Below are 19297 nucleotides of genomic sequence, written 5' to 3'. Positions count from 1 at the left end.
GGGCGACCATCGACAACGACGGAAGGTGTACGGGGATGCGGGTGTGCGTCGTGACGGGCGGAGGCGGGGTGCGGATCGGCAGCGGGATCTGCCGGGCGCTGGCGGGCAAGGGATGGACCGTGGTGGTCGCGGACCAGGATTTCGCCGCGGCGGAGGCGGTGGTCGAGGAACTCCGCGCGTCGGGTGGGACCGCCGTAGCGATGCGGTTGGACGTCACCGATGCCGAGTCGGTACGAGAGGTCGTGGCGGCGACCGTTGCGGCGTACGGGCGACTCGATGCCTTGGTCAACAGTGCGGGCGTCGGGCTGCGCAAGCACGGCGCGGAGGCGACGCCGGAGGAGTTCGACCGGCTGCACGCGATCAACTACCGCGGGCCGTGGACGTGCATCCGCGAGGTGGTGCCGATCATGGTGGACAACGGCGGCGGCGCGATCGTCAACATCGGGTCGGTGCACGCCGCGGGAGCCGCCGAGACCTTCACCTTGTACGCCGCGACGAAGGCGGCGCTGGCCGGGCTGACCCGGGGTATCGCGCGGGACTACGGCCGGCACAACATCCGCTGCAACATCGTCCATCCCGGCGCGGTCGAGGCCCGCGGCAACGAACACCTGCTGGCCGACTTCGTGGCCGGCAAGCAGATGCTGCCGACCGCGGTCGAGGCGATCGACATCGGCAACGCGGTCGCCTTCCTGGTCTCGCCGGAGTCCCGGTCCGTCACCGGCGTCGAGCTCTTCGTGGACGCCGGCACCACGGCGATGCTGTTCGAGCAGCGGTGAACGCTTCCCAGCCGCAGCCTGCTTGACCCCGAAGCCGGCCCCTGCCGGGTGATTTTTCGTGAGCTCCCGAGCACCGTCGGTGGTCCACGTCGAAGGGTTGACTGACCGGCCGGGCAGGCAGACCATCCGCTGTAAGGGGGCAATCATGGAAATACATCGCATCGGATCCGACGTCAGCGTGCTGAACGACCAACTCCCGGTCCCGGGCATCGGCTTCCTGGCCGTGAACGCTTTCGTGCTGCAGGCAACCGAACCGGTGGTGGTCGACACCGGGCTCAGCCTTCCCGACCGGGGGTTCCTGAACGCACTCGGCACGGTGATCGATCCGCGCGACGTGCGCTGGATCTGGCTGACGCATCCCGACCGGGACCACACCGGTGCGCTGTTCGACCTGCTCGACCTGGCACCGCGGGCCAAGGTGATCACCACCTTCATCGGCGCGGGCATCATGTCCACCGAGCGGCCGCTGCCGATGGACCGGGTGTACCTGCTCAACCCCGGTCAGTCACTCGACGTGGGCGACCGCACCCTGCGTGCCTTCCGGCCGCCGCTGTTCGACAGTCCCGCGACGGTGGGCTTCTACGACGACAAGTCGGGAATCTGCTTCAGTTCCGACTGCTTCGGCGCACCGATGCCGACCAGCGAACTCGCCGGCAGCAGCGAGGTCCGCGACGTTCCGCGGGACGACCTGCGGGCCGGACAGTTGCTGTGGGCCACTCTCGACAGTCCTTGGGTCCACGCCGTCGATCCGGACCGGTACGCGGACACCGTCGAGCCGCTGCGCGCGATGGACCCGGCCGTCATCCTCAGCACGCACCTGCCACCCGCCGCCGGACAGACGGCGGAGTTCCTCGACATGCTCACCGCCGCGCCGGGCTCCGACCCCTTCGTCGGCCCCGACCAGCACGCGCTGGAACAGATGCTCGCCAGCTTCGAGCCGGCTGGTTCGGCGTAGCCGACTCTATTGGGCGAGCCAGTCGGGCAGTCTCAGGAATCTGTTCGCCGTGGCGGGCAGATCCTGGGGCGGCTTGCCTTTGGCCGCGAGCTTCGCCGCGGAGAGATTCACCTCGCCACCGGTGAACCGAGCGCTGTGGAAGCTGACGGTGCCGCCGGCGAACACCGCGCCGGTGAAGTCGACGGTGCTGCCGCAGAACGTGGCGCCCATGAATCCCAGGCGTCCGGAAGCGAACTTCGTGTGCTTGAAATCAACCCGTCCACCGGTGAAGTTCGCGCGGGAGAAGTTGACGTGGCTTCCGGAGAACGTCGTGTCGCGGCTCCTGTCGACGACAACCGGTCGACCGCTGAAGCTGACGGTGCCGGCGGCGAACTGCGCGCGCCCGAAGCTGAGCGACCCGCCGGCGAACTGGGCCTCGGTGAATCGGACGGTGCTGCCGGTGAACCGAGCGGTGCCGAAGTTGACGCTGCCCTCGGTGAACCGCGCTCCGGTGAAGTCGGCGGTGCCGTCCGCGAACTCTGCGCCGCTGAAGTCCACAGGTCTCCCCACGAACACCGCGCCGGTGAAGCGCACGCCACCGGAGAACACCGCACCGCTGAAGTCGCCGCCGTCGAAGACCGCTCCGGTGAAGTCGAGGTCGTGGCCGTGCCAGGGCCGGGTGGCCGACGGCTGCAGATGGGCACCGATGAGCCGGACGACGGTGAGGCGGACCTCGCGTTCGCCGCCGTCGCCGCTCGCTGGATCGTAGGGCAGACGCAGGTACGCGCAGAGCACGTCGATGCACTGCTGCCGTTGCTCGTTCCAGTCGTCCGCGAGCCGGGACATCGCGTAGACACCGGCCAGCCGTACGGCGGCCTTGTCGTGGCCGAGCAGGTCGGCGGCGTCCTGGTACCGGCTGCTGAACAGCCGCCGGTCGTCGCGGTGACTGCCGGCCTCCTCGACCCGCGCGCGCCGGTATCCGATGATCAGCGCGACGGACGCTCCCACGCCGGCCGCCAGGCCAAGGGCGATTTTCACCAGCTCCGCAAGCAACCTCTGCTGATCGGCTGCAGGTTCCGCCGGATCGGACCGCGGGTCGACGCCGAGCAGCCAGGCCAGCAACAGGTACAACCCGACCGCGCCGGCCAGCGCCACGGCGACAGCCGCAGCGGCTTGCCACGCCAACGGACCCAGAGGCGGTGTTCGGGCCAGGTCACGGTCGCGGTGCCCGTCAAGGATCGGTCCCAGTACGCGCTGACGCCAGCTCGCCATTCCTCCTCCAGGACGCGGGAACCTGCATCCACCGTGCAGCGACCGGGATCAGGTGTCCACTCGTCAGGGGACTCGACCTCGGCCGAGCCGCGGGCTCAGTGGGTTTCGGCGGCCGGAACCGTCGCGCGCGGGAGATCGCGCACCGATCGTGACACCAGCGGGACCAGCGCGATCACGACGTACGCGATGCCGGCCACGATCATCACCGGCTGGATGCCGAAGGCCAGGCCCAGAGGGCCGAAGGCGAGTTGGCCGAGGGGGATCGCCACGAACGAACCGAGCATGTCGTAGGAGTAGGCGCGGGACAGCATTTCGTCGGGCACGTGCTCCTGCATGGCGAGATCCCAGCCGAGGCCGAAGACCTGGACGCCGAGGCCGGCCAGGAAGGCCGCGACCATGCCGGCCGCGAGTACCGGCTCGAAGCCGAGGACCAGCATCGGCAGGCCCTGGAGGGCGACGGCCGCCATGCCCCAGCGCAGCGGGCGGTGGAACGAGATGCGGATCAGGATCAGCGAGCACACCAGGAAGCCGACCGCCTGGGCTGAGCGGATCAGGCCCCAACCGGCTTCGCCGAGGTCGGTCTGGGTCGCGAGCACCGGGCCGAGGGTGTTGAACGCCCCGCTGACGATGGCGTTGAGCAACGAGAACGAGGCGACCACCACCCACAGCCACGTGGTGGCGCGGAAGTAGGACCAGCCTTCGCGCAGGTCGGCGATCACTCCCTTGCTGACCTCGGCCGGACGAGGAATGCGGACTCGCGTCAGGATCAGCGCGGCCAGCAGGTACGTCAGGCCGTCCACGGCCAGCGCCCACCCCGGTCCGATCACGACCACGAGTACGCCGCTCACGGCCGGGCCGAGCACCATCAGCGCGTTCTCCGGTACGGCGATCACGAGGTTCGCCGGCTTGAACAGCTCGCGCGGAACCAGCTGCGGCAGCACGCCCGCCAGTGCCGGCATCCGCGCCGCGGTGGCCGTGCCGTTGATCGCGGTGAGAATCACCAGGTGCCAGATCTCGGCGGTGCCGGTGATCACCAGCCCCGCGATCGCGAGCTGACTGAGACCTGACGCGACGTTCGTTGCCTGGATCACCAACGTCCGGCCGAACCGGTCGGCCAGCACGCCGCCCGCCAGCAGGAACACGACCATCGGGATGCTGTGCGCGGCCAGGACCGTGCCGAGGGCGCCGGGCGAGTCGCTCACGTGCAGCACCGCGAAGGCGAGCGCGACGCCGGCCATCGTGGTGCCGGCCCGGTCGATCAGCCGGGCCAGCCAGTAGTAGCGGAAGTTCGCCTCTTTGAGCGGGGCGAGCGCGTTGCTCATCAGCGGGCCTTCCGGGTCATCTCGAAGATCCACGAGGTGGCACTGACGTGCACGGTCCCCGGCGTACGGGGTGGCTGGTTGTGGTCGTGCATCAGCGCCGACGCCTCCGCCAGCAGCTCGCGAACGCGGTCGTAGGCCTCCGGCGCCACCCAGGCGTCGATGTCGCTGAAATGGCCGCGCGTCCGCCGCTTGCGCTGCTGTAGCCGCCGCTCGAGCTCGCGCGCGAGGGCCCGCAGTTCGGCGATCCGGCTCTGCGTGGTCACGATCTGCCGGCGCTGTCCGCGGTCCTCGTGGGGATAGCGGTACCGCTTGGCGACGCCGCCACGGATCCGCTCCTCGCCGGCCTCGACGATCGTGCCCGACTGCAGCAGGAGCCGCAGATGGTACGACGCGTTCGCATGCGTCAGGCCGAGCTCGCGAGCCACCTCGGCGGCGCTCATCGCCGACCCGGTCAGCAGCGAGAGGATGCGCAACCGCACCGGATGAGCCGCCGCCCGCAGTTCCTTGATGCCGTCGTCGGCCATCACGCACCCACTCCCCAAGAAGTCTTGGGCAGTATGGTGCCGCCGGCCCGCTCGACTGTCAAAGGGTTATTGGGCAGTCAGAGCCCGGCGAGCTTCTTGTTCAGGTACCGGCGCTGGGGAAGGCTCGTGGCGAGCGAGGCGGCCTGTTCGTACGCGGCCCGGGCGGCCTCCGGGTCGCCCGACATCTCCAGGAGATGGCCCCGGACGGCGTGCAGCCGGTGGTCGTGGGTGAGGCGGGGATCGGTGTCAATGGTGGCCAGGAGCTTGAGGCCGATCGCGGGACCCTGGGCCATCGCGACCGCCACGACGTGGTTCAGGGCGACGATCGGATTGTCGGTCAGCCGCAGCAGTACGCCGTACAGGGCGGCGATCTGCGGCCAGTCGGTCTGCTCGGCGGAGGGCGCTTCGTCGTGCACGGCGGCGATCGCGGCCTGCAGCTGGTACGGGCCGATGGGTCCGCGGGGGAGTGCGGCGGTGATCAGAGCGACGCCTTCGTCGATCGACGAGCGGATCCAGCGGGAGCGGTCCTGCTCGTGCATGGGGATCAGCTCGCCCGACGGCCCGGTCCGGGCCGGGCGCCGGGCGTCGGTGAGCAGCATGAGGGCCAGCAGGCCGGTCACCTCGGGATCGTCGGGCAGCAGCTCGTGGATCAACCGGCCGAGACGGATCGCCTCGCCGGCCAGCTCGACGCGGTGCAGCTGCGGGCCCGTTGTACTGGCGTAGCCCTCGGTGAAGATCAGGTAGATCACCTTGAGGACGGCGTCGAGCCGGTCGGCGTGGTCCGGCGGCAATGAGAAGCGGGCGCCGCTCGACTTGACCGACTGCTTGGCCCGGGTGATCCGCCGGGTCATCGTTGCCTCCGGCACCAGGAACGCGCGGGCGAGCTCGGTGGTGGTGAGACCGCCGACGGCGCGCAGGGTGAGCGCGACCTGCGACGCCGGCGACAGCGATGGATGGCAGCACAGGAACAGCAGGATGAGCGTGTCGTCGGAGTCGGTGATCGGCTCGTGCGGCACCACCGACCATTGCGCGACCTGGTTCTCACGCCGCTGCCGGGCCTGCTCACTGCGGAGCAGATCGGTCAGCCGGCGCGAGGCCACCGTGATCAGCCAGCCGCGCGGGTTGTCCGGGCACCCCTCGTCCGGCCACTGCCGGGCGGCGGCGAGCAGGGCCTCCTGGACCGCGTCCTCGGCGGTGTCGAAGTGCCCGTACCGCCGGACCAGCGCGCCGAGGACCTGAGGCGCGAGTTCGCGCAGCAGGTCCTCGAGCGTGCGGTCCATCAGCCGGCCAGGTCCTCGCCGCCCTCCACGATCGGCCGGATATCCGCGTACGCCGTGGCGCGGACGAACTCCGGAGCCGGGGTGTCGCCGAGCCGCGCGGCGATCTCGACCGCGCGGTCGAAGGAGTCGCACTCCACGATCCAGTAACCGGCCAGGACTTCCTGCGTTTCGGCGTACGGGCCGTCGGTGACCACCGGCTCGCCGTTCTTCGAGCCGATCCGGCGGGTCAGCGCGGGCGCGGCCAGGCCGCGGGTCTCGACCAGTTCACCGGACTCGGCGAGATCGGCGTTGAACTTCTCCATGAACGCGCCCATCGCGGCGAAGTCGTCCTCGCTCCAGGCGGGCTTGCCGGAGTCCTGCCCGGCCATGCCGTCGTAGTCCTGCTGCGAGGCGTAGGTCAGGATCATGTACTTCATCTCGGTCTCCCGTCGGTGTGGAGTAACACCACTGTGGTGCCTCTCGTCGGGAACGTCGACGCTCCCGCACCGAACCGGACACGCCTTTGCGAGAAACCTGGGCCGAGGCTCAGCGCTCCAACCGGCGGCGGCTGGTCCAGCCGCCGGCCGCGAGCAGCCCGCCGACGGTCAGCAGGGCGAACGTTCCACCGTCGAAGCCACTCAGCAACCCGATCAGCAGAGCCCACGCGACCAGGCCGCCGCCCAGCCACCCGGGCACGCGGTGGCCGCGCCGGGTCAGCCACGTCACGAGCGACCCGAGCAGGAGCAACGGCACGCCGAAGCTGCCGGGACTGAACCAGAAGGCCTCCGCCGCGGCGAGCTGGTCGGCCGACGGGTTCAGACTGATGGTCTTGAAGAATCCGTCGTCGGCGATCTGCGCCCAGACGTCGCGGCGCATCACCGCGGAGACAACGGTGTGGAAGACGCCGCCGCCGATCGCGAGCAGCCCGCCGGCAGCGGACAGATCGCGCCACCAGACGCGCGAGGTCGACGGGGTGGAAGTCGTGTCGATGAATGCCATGGCACCAGCCTGTGCGCCGGGCTGGCCGGAGACGTCCACCGCAGGGCGTGACCCGCTCCGCCGAAGTGATGAGATCGGCCTAGCCCGGACGGACGAGCCCGTTCTCGTAGGCGAAGATCACCGCCTGGACCCGGTCCCGGACCTCGAGCTTGGCCAGCACGTGGGCGACGTGGGTCTTCACCGTCGCCTCGGACAGGAACAGCCGCTGCGCGGTCTCGGCGTTCGAGTGGCCTCGGGCGATCTCCAGCAACACGTCGCGCTCGCGGGCGGTCAGCCGGTCCAGCAGCGGAGAGGCCCCGCGGCCGTCCCGGACGGTCGCCAGATGCTCCAGCATGCGGCGGGTCGTGGACGGTGCGATCACGGAATCACCGGCGTGCACGGCGCGAATCGCGTGCAGCACCTCGTCGGCCGAGGCGTCCTTGAGCAGGAACCCACTCGCTCCGGCGCGCAGGCCGTCGAACGCGTACTCGTCGAGATCGAACGTCGTCAGCAGGATCACCTTCGGCGGGTTCTCGCGAGCCGTCACCAGTCTGGTGGCCTCGACGCCGTTCAGCCGCGGCATCTGGACGTCCATCAGCACGACGTCGACCTGGGTCTCGTCGAGCCGCGCGACCGCCTCCACGCCATCGGCGGCCTGCAGGACGATCCGGATGTCGTCGGTGGCGTCGACCACCATGGCCAGGCCGACCCGGATCAGTTCCTGGTCGTCGACCAGCGCGACTCTGATCGTCATCTCACCCCTGCCTGTCGCGAGCGCCGAACTCCGCCCGCACTCTGAAGCCGCCGTCGGCCGGACCGGCCTCGAACGTACCGCCCGCCGCGTGCACTCGTTCCTCCGCACCGCGCAGACCGGCGCCGGCCCCGGGCATCGCCGGGCGGTCGTCGGCGTTTCCACCGTCGTCGGCGACGGTGACGGCCGACCTCCGCGGTGAATGCTCGACCGTGACGGTGACCGTCGGGTTCGAGCCCGCGTGTTTGACGCTGTTGGTCAGCGCTTCCTGCACCACCCGGTACGCCGCGGTCGCCGCGCCCGGCGTCATGGCGACGGGCGTGCCCCGCTCGGTCAGGCGGACGTCGACACCGGTTGCGCGGACCCGCTCCACCAAGGCCGGGATCGCGGCGAGCGACGGCTGCACGGTCTCCTGTGGAGCGGCCTCCCGCAGGACCTGCAGCGTGCCGCGCATGTCGGTCAGCGCCTCCCGCGCGGTGCCGGCGATGACGGACAGCGCCTGGGCCGCGCGGTCCGGCGACTTGGCGGCGATGGCGGCGCCACCTTCGGCCTGACGCACGATGACCGCCAACGAATGCGCCACGATGTCGTGCATGTCCCGGGCGATGCGCTGACGTTCGCCGGTCACCGCGCGCTCGGCGGCTTCGGCAGCTTCTTCGGCCTGCCGTTGCCGCCGGTCGAAGTGGGAACGGCCCACGGACCAAGTACCGGCGACAGCCGCGACCAGGGCGAGGAGAGCCAGCAGCAGCGTGAGCCAGCCCGCAGGGAGAGCGCCGTACGCCGTGGCCGTTCGCGCGGTGCACAGCACGGCTCCGGTCAGGCTGATACCGAGGGCCAGCAGGCTCTTGGCCGGGGTGCTCTGCGTGGCGACGGCGTACAGGAGCACCAGGTAGACCGCCGACGAGGGAAGGAAGAAGAGCGGGATCTCCATCGCCGCGCCCGCGTCGGCCAGTCCCAGCCCGGCGGTGCGGATCGTCGTGTTCGGCAAGGCAACGGTCACCGCCATCGCCAGCGTGGCAAGCACGAACGCGGCTTCCGCGGCGATCCGCCGCAGCGCCACGGCGGCCAGCACCACGACCCCGCAGACTCCGGCCGTCCACAGCACCCAGGCAGGCGACGTGGCCGCGCGCAGGATCTCCAGCGACAGCGGTCCGGCGACCGCGGCGATCGCGAGAGCCAGAAGGGCGTCCGGTACGACCGGATGGGCCCGCAGCCACCGGTCGGTGCGGCCGGTCGAGGTCATGGCCCGATCGTAGGCCCGGGTGCTGCCATCAGCGGTCAGGTGCAGGGCGTGATGAGGGTGTTGTGCGCCTTGACGGCGTCCGAGACGTCGGTCAGGGCGTTGGCCTCGGGCGCGTACTTGGCCGGCACGGCGATCTCGACGTAGAGCCTGCGGCCGATCGTGGTGAAGATGACGCCGTTGCCGGCCTCGTTGGCGAACCAGCCGACGCCGTTCACCTCGAAGCACTGCGACTGCGCCTGCGCCATACCGGCCGGCGGAGACACGCCGCAGGTGATCTCGATCGGCGGGTCGCCGTACGCCGTGGTGAGCGGGCTCGGCGGATCGGTCTCGCGACGTTCGGCGTCGAGGATTTTGGCCGGCAGCGCCTTCACCAGCGGCGTGCAGGCCTCGACGACCTCGGGAGCCGGCTGCGGTACGGCGACCGGCACCGGATCGGAGCCGCAGCCGGCCACGACGGTGAGCAGCACGACCGCCGTGGAGGCAGCACCGAGTGCGCGCCCACGGCGGGTCGGGACAGGCCGGTCGATGGTCAGATGTGGACGACGGGGCAGGTCAGCGTGCGGGTGATGCCGGGAACGTTCTGGACCCGGGCCACGACCAGCTTGCCGAGTTCGTCGACGTTGCGGGCCTCGGCGCGCACGATCACGTCGTACGGGCCGGTGACGTCCTCGGCCAGGGTGACGCCCTGGACCTCGGCGATCTGCGCTGCGACGTCGGCGGCCTTGCCGACCTCGGTCTGGATCAAAATGTAGGCCTGGACCACCACGTCGTTCTCCACTCAGTCGTCCTCAGCGGGCACCGGCCACAGTACTGCAGAGCGGCCGGGCGTACTCGTCGTTGCCACGTCACCGTACCGCCTAGACTCGCGTCGGCGATATGGGAGGTCTACTGACGTGACAGAGACGTTGGGCAGTACCGGGGAGTTCGGCTTGATCGAGGCCGTCACCCGGGGGCTGTCCCGAGGTGAGGACGTCCTGGTCGGGCCGGGGGACGACGCGGCCGTGGTGGCGGTGCCGGACGGGCGGATGGTGATCACCACCGATCTGCTGGTCGAAGGCCGGCACTTCCGGCAGGACTGGTCCTCGGCGTACGACGTGGGCCGCAAGGCCGCCGCGCAGAACCTGGCCGACGTGGCGGCGATGGGGGCGCGGCCGACCGCGCTCGTGGTCGGCTTCGGCGGACCCGCGGACCTGGCGACGGCGTGGGCGGTCGAGCTCAACCAGGGGCTGGCCGACGAGGCCGACCTGGTCGGCGCGAGCATCGTCGGCGGCGACACCGTGCAGTCGGACAAGATCCTCGTCTCGGTGACCGCCTTCGGTTCGCTCGACGGCCGCCAGCCCGTGCTGCGCTCCGGCGCGCGGCCTGGTGACGAGTTGGCGTTCGCGGGCCGGCTGGGCTGGGCCGAGGCCGGGTACGCCGTCCTCACCCGCGGCTTCCGCTCGCCCCGCTCGGTCGTCGACGCCCACCGCCGTCCCCAGCCCCCGTACGCCGAAGGCCCGCGGGCCGCGATCGCCGGCGCTTCGTCGATGTGCGACGTCAGCGACGGCCTGATCGCCGACCTGCGTCACCTCGCCGAGGCGAGCCAGGTCGTGATCGACGTCCGGACCCGGGCGCTGACGATCCCCGAACCGCTGCAGGCGGTCGCCGCGGCCACCGGTCTCGACGCGTTGTCCTTCGTGCTGACCGGTGGCGAGGACCACGCGCTGGTCGGGACCTTCGAGCCGGCCGACGTGCCCGACGGCTGGACCGTGATCGGCACGGTTGCTGAAGGCAACCAAATCGTGCCGGGCGGGACGGTGACCGTGGACGGCGAGCTGTTCGCGGCGACCGCCGGGCACTCCCACTTCACCAGCTGAACGGCGCGATCCGGTGACCGCCGCACGAACCGACAGAGTCGAGGAGCAGAGATGACGTCCGCCCCGCCCAGAGTGCTCACCGTCGCCGGATCCGACTCCGGCGGTGGCGCCGGGATCCAGGCCGACCTGAAGGCGATGCTGGCCAACGGCGTGCACGGCATGAGCGTGCTCACGGCGATCACCGCGCAGAACAGCCTCGGCGTCCAGGGCGCCTGGGAGTTGCCGGCCGAGCAGGTCGAGGCCCAGTTCCGCAGTGTGGTCGACGACATCGGCGTCGACGCGGTGAAGACCGGCATGCTCGCGTCGGCCGGCATGGTCCGGGTGGTTGCCGCGCTGCTGCGCACGCTGCCGCCGGAGGTGCCGATCGTGATCGACCCGGTCGCGGTGTCGAAGCACGGTGACGCCCTGCTCGGTGCCGAGGCGATGGAGGCCGTGCGGTCCGAGGTGGTCCCGCTGGCGACCGTACTCACGCCGAACCTCACCGAGCTCGGTCCGGTGGCCGGTGTGGAGCTGCGGACGCCGGACGACCGTGAGCTGGCCGCGAAGACGTTGCTGGACGCCGGCGCGCAGTGGGTGCTCGTCAAGGGCGGCCACGACTCCGGCGACACCGCTGTCGACGTCCTGCACGGCCCCGGCGTACGGCAGGAGTTCAGTGCGCCGCGGGCGGACAACCGGCACACGCACGGCACCGGCTGCACGCTGGCCAGCACCATCGCGTCGTACCTGGCCCGCGGCTACGACGTACCGTCGGCAGTAGGGGCGGCGAAGGAGTACGTCACCGGTGCGATCGCGAACGGGTTCGCCCTGGGTGGTGGCATCGGGCCGGTGGATCACGCGTGGCGCCACCACGAGAGTGCACAGCGCAAGGGAAGTGGTCAGTGAGCAAGCAGCAGCCGCCGGTCGACGGGCTGTGTGAACAGTGCGGGTTCAACTACGGCACGGGTGACCTGCAGGGCACGGTGACGTTGCTGATCCGGCAGGCGGCCGAGTCGGCGATGGCGCTGACCAAGGCCGCCGCCGGCCCGGACCCCGACGTCGTCCGGCTGCGGCCCGAGCCGGACGTGTGGTCCGCGATCGAGTACGCCTGCCACATCCGCGACGTGCTCGAGGTGCAGCGCCAGCGGATCGCGCAGTGCCTGGCCGAGGACCGGCCGGTGTACGCGCCGATGGACCGGACCGGCCGGGTCAAGCAGGACAAGTACGAGTTCCAGAACCCGGTCGAGGTCGGGGCCGCGGTGATGCGCTTCGCGCGGGAGTTCGGCGCGGCCGCGCGGGTGCTCACGCCGCAGGAGCTCGGCCGGCTCGGGCTCTACAACTACCCGGTCCGGGCGCCGCGCACGCTGAGCTGGATCATCCGGCACACGGCTCACGAGATCCAGCACCACCGGCACGACATCATCGAGATCCTGGCCAAGGTCGAGCCGCCGATCGTCCCGGCCCCGAAGCCGGTCGTCGAGGAAACGGTGGAGGGCGACCAGGCGGTGGAGGAGCAGTCAGCTCCTACTGAGAGCGTCGGCCCAGGCGGTCAGTGACGCCTCGGACGTCAGGTGGTCCAGTCCCAGCGCACCGGCACCCCGCAGTACGCCGTCCGTCGGGTGCGCCGCGTCCAGCACCGGCGGGGGAGCGGACCGATGGAACGCCATCAGGTTGTCCGAGTACGCCGCCGCGAACGCATCCGGCGCGGCAGCTCGCAGAGGGACCGCCAGCCCGCCGAGTGTGATCACCGCCGGATCGTGCGCGTTGACCAGGCCGGCGATCCCGGCGCCCAGGGCCCCCGCCACGGTCTCGATCGCCTGGCGGGTCCGGACTGAAGGCTGTCGCAGCAGCTCGTCGGCGTAGCTGTACGGGTCGTCAGGTTCCCGCTCGCCCAGATGGCGGGCCAGGGCACGACCGTCGATCTCCAGGTCCCAGCAGCCACGCGCCCCGCACGGACAGCGGACCGAGCGATCGCCGTACGGGGTGTGCCCGTACTCCCCGGCCGTACCGTTCGCCCCACCCACCGGTACGCCGTCCAGCAGGAGCGTGCCGCCGATGCCCACCTCCACGATCAGGTGAAGCGCGGTCCCGGCTCCCGCGGCTGCGCCTGTCCTCGCCTCGGCCACTCCGGCGAGCGTGGCGTCGTTGCCGGTCAGCAGGAACAACCCGGTGTCGCGCACGACAGGGGTGAGGTCGACGTCGGTCCAGTCGAGCGTCGACGCCTGCAGCAGGACCAGACCTCGCACAGTGCCGGGCACGGCGAGAGCGACGGCTCGCAGGCGATCGCCGTACTGCGCTTGAGTCGCGGCGACGACCTCGCGCAGTGCGGACAGCACGGTGCCCGGGCGACGGCTGTGGTGGCGGCGCGGCGGGAGCTGCTCCAGCGAACCGTCCAGCGAGACCACACCGCTTCGCCAGCCGCCCTGCCGGATCTCCAGGGCGAGCACGATCGGACCGAGCGGGTGCGCCGCGAGCACGGTGGTCGGTCGCCCGCGGCCCTGGATCGGTGCGGGGAGCTCACTGAGCAACTGGAGGTCGCGCAGCCGGGTGGTGACCTCGGTGGCCGAGCCGGTGCTGAGCCGCAGCTCCTTGGCGACCGCGGCCCGGGTGATGCCCGGCCGGCGGCCCAGCAGACCCAGCACCTCGGCCGCGGTCTGCCACCGCCCTCGCCTGCTCATGCCCGGACCCTCCCACACCCTGGTCAAGCGCTTGCCGTCCCCAGGCTTAACAAGGTTATCCTCGGAGAACGAGCTTAATGGAGGCGATCATGCCACTGCGGGACATCCGCGCGGTCCTGTTCGACATGGACGGCACCCTGGTCGACTCCGACGGCGCCGTCGAGCGGGCGTGGAGGACCTGGTCGGCCGAGTACGGCGTCGACCCGCTGGCCGTGCTCGCCGTCGCGCACGGCAGCCCGGCCGAGTCCGTGGTCGCACGGGTGCTGCCCGATCTCGACCCGACGGCTCGGGCGGCCGCCGCCGCTCGCCAGCACGAACTGCAGTACGACGATCTCTCCGACGTCACGGCGACGCCCGGTGCGCGCGAGCTGCTCGACCTCCTGGAGGAGCGTGGTCTGCCGTGGGCGGTCGTCACCAGCGCGGACCAGCGGCTCGCCAAGGTGCGCCTGGCGGTGGCCGGGATCGAGCCGCGGGTGCTGGTCACCATCGAGGACATCACCCACGGCAAGCCGGACCCGGAGGGCTACCTGCGCGGTGCCGAGCTGCTCGGCGTACCGGCGGAGCGCTGTCTGGTCGTCGAGGACGCGGAGGTCGGCCTGGCCGCCGGTCGAGCGGCCGGGGCCCAGACGGCTGCTCTCAAAGGACTGAAAGGTGACGTCGAGCTGACGGACCTGCACCAGCTCGCCGCGCTCCTATGACCAACCGCGTCGACTTCCGGATCGGTCTGGCCCTGTCGGCTCTCGGCTTCCTGCTGGCCGGACTCGGGGCGTCGGTGGCGCTGCTGGCCAGAGACCTCGACAAGCGGACCGACGAGCTGGCCGTGCTCTCGTCGGCCTTCGCGATCGGGCTGCTGATCGTCGCGGTCGCCGGCCCGCTCCTGCTGCGCACGCTGCACATCGGAACGGTCCTGCGCGCCGGCTCCCTCGTCTGCGCAGTCGGTGCCGCCTCGCTCGCACTGGCCCACGGCTTCGTCCTGGCGGTCACCGGCGGGCTGCTGATCGGAATCGGCGGCGCACTGCTCGTGCTGGTCGCGCCGCTGCTCCTGCATGGCCCGACGGCCGCCGCGCGGCTGACCAGAGTGAACGCAGTGGCCAGCGCGACGGGCATCTTCGCTCCGCTGGCGATCGGTGGGGTCGACTCGCTCGGTGCAACAGGTCGGCTCGCCCTGCTGGCCGCCGTACCGCCGCTGCTTTTGCTGGCTGCTCTGGCTGGTCCCGGCGACGGACCCAGTCCCCATGACTCGAGCCAGCGGGCTCCCGGATCGCATGTCTTCAAAGGCTGGGTGCGGGTCGTACTGGCCGTGGCTGTCGAGTTCTGCTTCGTCGTCTGGGCAGTGGCCCGGCTCGCGGCGACCGGCGTACCGATGGCTGGTGCGGCCCTGCTCGGTAGCGCCTTCCCGATCGGCATGGCAGTCGGCCGGGCGATCGGTCCGCTGCACTGGCGTGGCTGGTCACCGATGATCCCGGCCGGTTTGCTCGCCACCGCGGGCACGCTGCTCGTCAGCCTCTTCGACGCACCAGCAGCCGTCACCGCCGGACTGGTCCTCGCCGGACTCGGCGTAGCGCCGCTCTACCCACTCACCATCGCCGCGCTGGTCGCCATCCCCGGCATCAACCCCGCCCGCCTCGCAGCACTCGGCGCCCTGGCCTCCGGTACGGCGATCCTGCTGGCCCCCAGCTTCCTGGCCGCGCTGGCCGGCTGGCTCGACCTGCGGACCGCCTTCCTGATCCCGCTACCCCTGCTCGCCCTGCTCTGGGCCATCAGCCGCGACCGGAAGCCCGTACCCGTGAAGGAGCCCGCGTAGCGCCGGTACGCCGGCCGACAGGTGGAACACCTCGGCGTGCAACCCGGCCTCCCGCGCTCCGGCGACGTTGCCCGGGTTGTCGTCGACGAACAGCACCGCCGCCGGCGGCTGGTCGATCGCGGTCAGAATCGTCTTGAAGTACGCCGGATCCGGCTTCGCGACGCCCAGGTCGCAGGAGTAGAACGACTGGTCGAACCACTGCCCGTAGTCACGCTGGTCGTTCATGATCGCCCGCCGGTACGGCTGCTGGTTGGTCGCCAGATGACTCGGTACGCCGGCCGCCCGCAGCTCCTGGACGACCTCGATCGCCTCCGGTACGGCGGCGAACTGCTCCCAGAGCACCAGCAGCTCCTCCAGCGGCGTCGTCACCTGCCAGCGGGCCAGCACCTCGGCCATCGCCTCGCGGAAGTCGCCCTTGCCGGCCAGTGACGGGCCCTCCGAGGCCATCAGATCGAGCACGAACTCGTCGGCCGACTGGTCCGGGCGGATGAAGGTCGCCAGCGTGGCTTGCCAGTCGACGGTCGGCAGCTGGATCACGCCGTCGGCGTCGAACAGCACGGCTTCGATGCTCATACCGCCATCCAACCAGGCCGCCGGGTACGCCGGGCGCGGCGGCCTGGCTGAGGCGCGGCCGGTTCCGGACGATGGGCGGCGCGGCCGGGACGACCCCTTGACCGGTTCAGTTGGTATGCGCTTACCTTGACGCCACCTGAACACTGGCGAACAACTTCTGGCGTTATCGAACACAGAGAGCCCGGTGAGGCGCATGACTCTGACCCGACGGAAGTTCCTGGCCCTGACCGCGGGCGGTGCCGCCGCGGCCTCGGGCCTCACCGGCTGCGGTTCCCGGAGCTCACTCGGCGCGCCCGACGAGCTGAGCCTGTGGGCATGGACCGGATCGGTGAACGACGACCTGGTCGCCCAGGCGGCCCAAGGCATCCCGGGCGCGCCCGGCAAGAAGATCTCGCTGACCCGGATCGGCGGCGACTACAAGACCAAGCTGCTGACCTCCCTGGCCGGCAAGTCCCTGGTCCCCGACATCGTCGGCCTGAACGACGACGTGGCCACCTACTTCCCGAACGCCGATCAGTTCCTCGACCTGCACGAGCTCGGCGCGGACAAGTTCAAGGGCGACTTCCTGGAGTGGAAGTGGAAGCTCGGCATCACCCCCGAGAACCGGATGATGGCCTACCCGATGGACACCGGCCCGACCGCGTTGTTCTACCGCCGCGACGTCTTCGAGAAGGCCGGCCTGCCGACCGAGCCCGCTGACGTGGCCGCCGCCGCACCCGAGTGGGACGACTTCATCGCGCTCGGCAAGAAGCTCAAGCAGGCGGTGCCCGGCTCGGCGATCACCGACAACATCACGTCGCTCTACCAGTACGCGCTGGCCCAGCTGCCCAAGCGCTACATGACGCCGGACGGCGCGTACATCGGCGACGGTGACCACATCAAGCAGGCCTGGGACCTGGCCGTGCGGGTGGTCAAGGAAGGGCTGTCCGCGAACGCGCAGGACGGCAGCACCGACGCCAACGCCGTCGTCACCAACGGCCGGCTGGTCGCCTTCGTCGGCGCGGTCTGGTGGGCCCAGCTCGGCCCGAAGAACGCGGCGCCGAAGACCAAGGGCCTGTGGCGGGTGACCCCGGCGCCCGGCGGCCCCGGCAACCGCGGTGGCTCGTTCCTCGCGATCACCAAGTACTGCAAGGATCCCGAGGCCGCGTTCGCGTTCATCACCTGGCTGGAGTCGGCCAAGAACCAGGCCCAGTCGTTCCTCGACCCGGTCCTGTTCCCCTCCACGCCGGCCAGCTACGACGACCCGAGGATGACCGGTCCCGATCCGTTCTTCGGCGGCCAGCGGATCGTCGACGTGTTCGCCGACTCCGCGAAGAAGTATCCGGGCACCTACTTCAGCCCGTACGACTCGATCATCGGCGACCCGATCAAGGCCGAGCTGGTCAACATCGAGATCGGCAGCAAGACCTCGGAGCAGGCCTGGCGGGACGCACAGAAACTGGTCGACCGCGAGCTGACCAGAGTGGGGGCGATCTGAGATGGCCGTCAGCGACGCACTCCGTCCCACCGCCACCGTCAGCACGACCCAGGACACCGACCCGAGCAAGCGGCCGAACAGGTTCCGGCAAGCGCTCCCGCAGTACGCCGCGGTGTCGCCGTTCTTCGTGCTGTTCGCGATCTTCGGCGCGTTTCCGGTGTTCTTCTCGATCTGGCTGTCGTTCCACTCCTGGGACGGCATCGGCCAGATGACGTGGGTCGGCCTGGAGCAGTACAGCTACCTGCTCACCGACCCGACGTTCTGGAAGTCGATCACCAACACGCTGATCATCTGGGTGATCTCGACCGTCCCGATGCTGCTGCTGGCCCTGATCATCGCCAACGCGCTGCACAACGCGACCCGGTTCCGCAGCTTCTACCGGATCGCGTACTTCATCCCCAACATCACCTCGGTGGTCGCGGTGACGATGGTGTTCGGCTCGATCTTCAGCAACAACTTCGGCCTGCTCAACGCGTTCATGACCTCGGTCGGGCTGGACAAGATCGAGTGGCTCAGCCAGCCGTGGGGGATCAAGGTCGCGATCGCGACCATCGTGGCCTGGCGCTGGACCGGCTACAACGCGATCATCTTCCTGGCCGGCCTGCAGGCGATCTCGTCCGACATCTACGAGGCCGCCAAGGTCGACGGCGCGTCGCCGCGGCAGCAGTTCTGGCAGATCACCGTGCCGCTGCTGCGCCCGGTGATCCTGTTCACCACGGTCACCTCGACCATCGGCGGCCTGCAGATCTTCACCGAGTCGCAGGTCCTGTTCGGCAGCAGCGGCGCGATCGGCGGCCCCGGCGACGGCGGTCTGACCATCGTGTCCTACCTGTACGACAACGCCTTCGGCTCCAACCAGTTCGGCTACGGCGCGGCGATCGGCTGGGCGCTGTTCGTGCTGATCGTGCTGTTCTCGATCATCAACTGGCGGCTGATCGGCGGCAGCGACGACGAACGGCTGACCAAGCGGGCCGCCCGCCGGGTGCAGCGCAAGATCGCCGCGGAGCAGACCGCGGCCGGCACCGCCGGGAAGGAGTCCACCGATGCGCACTGAACGAGTCCGTGAGGTGGTCAGCCACGTCGTGCTGATGCTCGGCGTACTGGTCTCGCTGTTCCCGTTCTACTGGATGCTGGTGATGGCCTCGAACACTACGCCGGACATCTTCACCTACCCACCGAAGCTGGTGCTGGGGTCGCACCTGTGGGAGAACATGGGCAACGTGCTGGACAACATCGACTTCTTCGGCGCGATGCTGCTCACGCTGCTCGCCTCGCTGGGAGTCACCGTGCTGGTGCTGTTCTTCGACTCGCTGGCCGCGTTCGCGTTCGCCAAGTACGAGTTCCCCGGCCGGAACCTGCTGTTCGGGATCCTGCTGGTCACCTTCATGATCCCGTCCCAGCTGGCGCTGGTGCCGCAGTTCGTCACGCTGGCCGAATTCGGCTGGATCGGGTCGCTGAAGGCGCTGATCATCCCGGGCGCGGCGAACGCGTTCGGGATCTTCTGGATGCGCCAGTACGCCAAGGGCGCGATCCCCGACGAACTGATCTCGGCCGCCAAGGTCGACGGCGCCGGCTTCTTCCGGCAGTACCTCACCGTCGGCCTGCCGGTGCTGCGGCCCGGCCTGGCCTTTCTCGGCATCTTCACCTTCATCAACGTCTGGAACGACTATCTGTGGCCGCTGATCGTGATGACCGACCCCAACCGGCTCACCCTCCAGGTCGCCCTCCAGCAGCTGAACGGTGTCTACGGCACCGATTACAGCATGGTGATGGCGGGCGCCCTGATGAGCGTGATCCCCTTGATCGGGGTGTTCATCATCGGCGGCCGTCACTTCATCGCCGACATCGCCGCCGGCGCCATGAAATTCTGATCG

At 70.3% G+C, this 19297-nt stretch carries 22 protein-coding genes; 10 read left to right on the top strand and 12 right to left on the bottom strand.

Annotated elements, in window-relative coordinates; all coding sequences use genetic code 11:
- Positions 1-35 precede the first annotated feature (35 nt).
- Entirely contained in the window at positions 36-776 is a 741-nt protein-coding gene (locus tag BWI15_RS03450; protein WP_077012803.1) for an SDR family NAD(P)-dependent oxidoreductase, read from the top strand.
- Positions 777-855: 79 nt separating this feature from the next.
- The gene (locus tag BWI15_RS03445; RefSeq protein WP_237771107.1) at positions 856-1731 is read left to right on the top strand and encodes an MBL fold metallo-hydrolase; all 876 of its coding nucleotides are present in this window, start codon (positions 856-858) and stop codon (positions 1729-1731) included.
- A gap of 6 nt (positions 1732-1737) precedes the next feature.
- Here BWI15_RS03445 and BWI15_RS03440 read toward each other — a convergent pair whose 3' ends face one another.
- The 10 genes from BWI15_RS03440 to BWI15_RS03395 form a co-directional block, all read right to left on the bottom strand.
- Complete coding sequence (locus BWI15_RS03440; RefSeq protein ID WP_077012801.1) at positions 1738-2982, bottom strand: pentapeptide repeat-containing protein; 1245 nt, start codon at positions 2980-2982, stop codon at positions 1738-1740.
- Between the two features lie 95 nt (positions 2983-3077).
- Positions 3078-4304, bottom strand: coding sequence for an MFS transporter (locus BWI15_RS03435; protein WP_077012800.1), 1227 nt, complete (start codon positions 4302-4304; stop codon positions 3078-3080).
- Positions 4304-4828, bottom strand: a complete 525-nt coding sequence (locus BWI15_RS03430; protein WP_077012799.1) for an ArsR/SmtB family transcription factor — start codon at positions 4826-4828, stop codon at positions 4304-4306. The genes BWI15_RS03435 and BWI15_RS03430 overlap by 1 nt, the downstream gene beginning before the upstream one ends.
- Before the next feature lie 77 nt (positions 4829-4905).
- The gene (locus tag BWI15_RS03425) at positions 4906-6108 is read right to left on the bottom strand and encodes an RNA polymerase sigma factor (RefSeq protein ID WP_077012798.1); all 1203 of its coding nucleotides are present in this window, start codon (positions 6106-6108) and stop codon (positions 4906-4908) included.
- Entirely contained in the window at positions 6108-6524 is a 417-nt protein-coding gene (locus BWI15_RS03420; RefSeq protein WP_077012797.1) for a YciI family protein, read from the bottom strand. The genes BWI15_RS03425 and BWI15_RS03420 overlap by 1 nt, the downstream gene beginning before the upstream one ends.
- Before the next feature lie 109 nt (positions 6525-6633).
- Positions 6634-7086 carry a DUF6463 family protein gene (locus BWI15_RS03415; protein WP_083750542.1) on the bottom strand — a complete coding sequence of 151 codons (453 nt, stop codon included), beginning with the start codon at positions 7084-7086 and terminating at the stop codon, positions 6634-6636.
- Between the two features lie 79 nt (positions 7087-7165).
- Positions 7166-7819 (bottom strand): response regulator transcription factor, encoded by a 654-nt coding sequence (locus BWI15_RS03410; protein WP_077012796.1) that lies wholly within the window; start codon positions 7817-7819, stop codon positions 7166-7168.
- 1 nt (position 7820) lies between these two features.
- On the bottom strand, positions 7821-9059 hold the full coding sequence (locus BWI15_RS03405; protein WP_077012795.1) for a sensor histidine kinase: 1239 nt from the start codon (positions 9057-9059) through the stop codon (positions 7821-7823).
- Between the two features lie 35 nt (positions 9060-9094).
- Positions 9095-9526 (bottom strand): DUF3515 domain-containing protein, encoded by a 432-nt coding sequence (locus BWI15_RS03400; RefSeq protein ID WP_237771106.1) that lies wholly within the window; start codon positions 9524-9526, stop codon positions 9095-9097.
- 62 nt (positions 9527-9588) lie between these two features.
- Positions 9589-9825: an Lrp/AsnC family transcriptional regulator gene (locus tag BWI15_RS03395; RefSeq protein WP_184806149.1), complete on the bottom strand. Its 237-nt coding sequence runs from the start codon at positions 9823-9825 to the stop codon at positions 9589-9591.
- Between the two features lie 127 nt (positions 9826-9952).
- Between BWI15_RS03395 and BWI15_RS03390 the strand changes: the two genes are divergently transcribed.
- The 3 genes from BWI15_RS03390 to BWI15_RS03380 are packed head-to-tail and all read left to right on the top strand — an operon-like array spanning position 9953 to position 12447.
- On the top strand, positions 9953-10915 hold the full coding sequence (locus tag BWI15_RS03390) for a thiamine-phosphate kinase (RefSeq protein ID WP_077012793.1): 963 nt from the start codon (positions 9953-9955) through the stop codon (positions 10913-10915).
- 51 nt (positions 10916-10966) lie between these two features.
- Positions 10967-11797 (top strand): bifunctional hydroxymethylpyrimidine kinase/phosphomethylpyrimidine kinase, encoded by an 831-nt coding sequence (thiD, locus tag BWI15_RS03385; protein ID WP_077012792.1) that lies wholly within the window; start codon positions 10967-10969, stop codon positions 11795-11797.
- On the top strand, positions 11794-12447 hold the full coding sequence (locus tag BWI15_RS03380; RefSeq protein WP_077012791.1) for a DinB family protein: 654 nt from the start codon (positions 11794-11796) through the stop codon (positions 12445-12447). Before thiD ends, BWI15_RS03380 begins: the two co-directional genes overlap by 4 nt.
- Here the strand turns inward: BWI15_RS03380 and BWI15_RS03375 are convergent.
- Positions 12409-13569, bottom strand: coding sequence for an ROK family protein (locus BWI15_RS03375; RefSeq protein WP_077012790.1), 1161 nt, complete (start codon positions 13567-13569; stop codon positions 12409-12411). The genes BWI15_RS03380 and BWI15_RS03375 overlap by 39 nt on opposite strands.
- Before the next feature lie 89 nt (positions 13570-13658).
- Here BWI15_RS03375 and BWI15_RS03370 point away from each other — a divergent pair, with 89 nt between their 5' ends.
- A complete protein-coding gene (locus BWI15_RS03370) occupies positions 13659-14267 on the top strand; it encodes an HAD-IA family hydrolase (RefSeq protein ID WP_077012909.1) in 609 nt (202 codons plus the stop codon).
- Positions 14264-15373: an MFS transporter gene (locus tag BWI15_RS03365; RefSeq protein WP_077012789.1), complete on the top strand. Its 1110-nt coding sequence runs from the start codon at positions 14264-14266 to the stop codon at positions 15371-15373. Before BWI15_RS03370 ends, BWI15_RS03365 begins: the two co-directional genes overlap by 4 nt.
- Here the strand turns inward: BWI15_RS03365 and BWI15_RS03360 are convergent.
- Positions 15302-15946, bottom strand: a complete 645-nt coding sequence (locus BWI15_RS03360) for an HAD family hydrolase (RefSeq protein ID WP_077012788.1) — start codon at positions 15944-15946, stop codon at positions 15302-15304. The genes BWI15_RS03365 and BWI15_RS03360 overlap by 72 nt on opposite strands.
- 193 nt (positions 15947-16139) lie before the next feature.
- Here BWI15_RS03360 and BWI15_RS03355 point away from each other — a divergent pair, with 193 nt between their 5' ends.
- The 3 genes from BWI15_RS03355 to BWI15_RS03345 are packed head-to-tail and all read left to right on the top strand — an operon-like array spanning position 16140 to position 19294.
- Positions 16140-17423, top strand: coding sequence for an ABC transporter substrate-binding protein (locus BWI15_RS03355; RefSeq protein ID WP_077012787.1), 1284 nt, complete (start codon positions 16140-16142; stop codon positions 17421-17423).
- Between the two features lies 1 nt (position 17424).
- Positions 17425-18477, top strand: coding sequence for a carbohydrate ABC transporter permease (locus tag BWI15_RS03350; protein WP_077012786.1), 1053 nt, complete (start codon positions 17425-17427; stop codon positions 18475-18477).
- Complete coding sequence (locus BWI15_RS03345; protein ID WP_077012785.1) at positions 18467-19294, top strand: carbohydrate ABC transporter permease; 828 nt, start codon at positions 18467-18469, stop codon at positions 19292-19294. Before BWI15_RS03350 ends, BWI15_RS03345 begins: the two co-directional genes overlap by 11 nt.
- Positions 19295-19297 lie beyond the last annotated feature (3 nt).

The sequence above is a fragment of the Kribbella sp. ALI-6-A genome, assembly GCF_001984195.1.
Classification (GTDB): Bacteria; Actinomycetota; Actinomycetes; order Propionibacteriales; family Kribbellaceae; genus Kribbella.
This window is presented reverse-complemented; position numbering and strand designations above follow the sequence as displayed.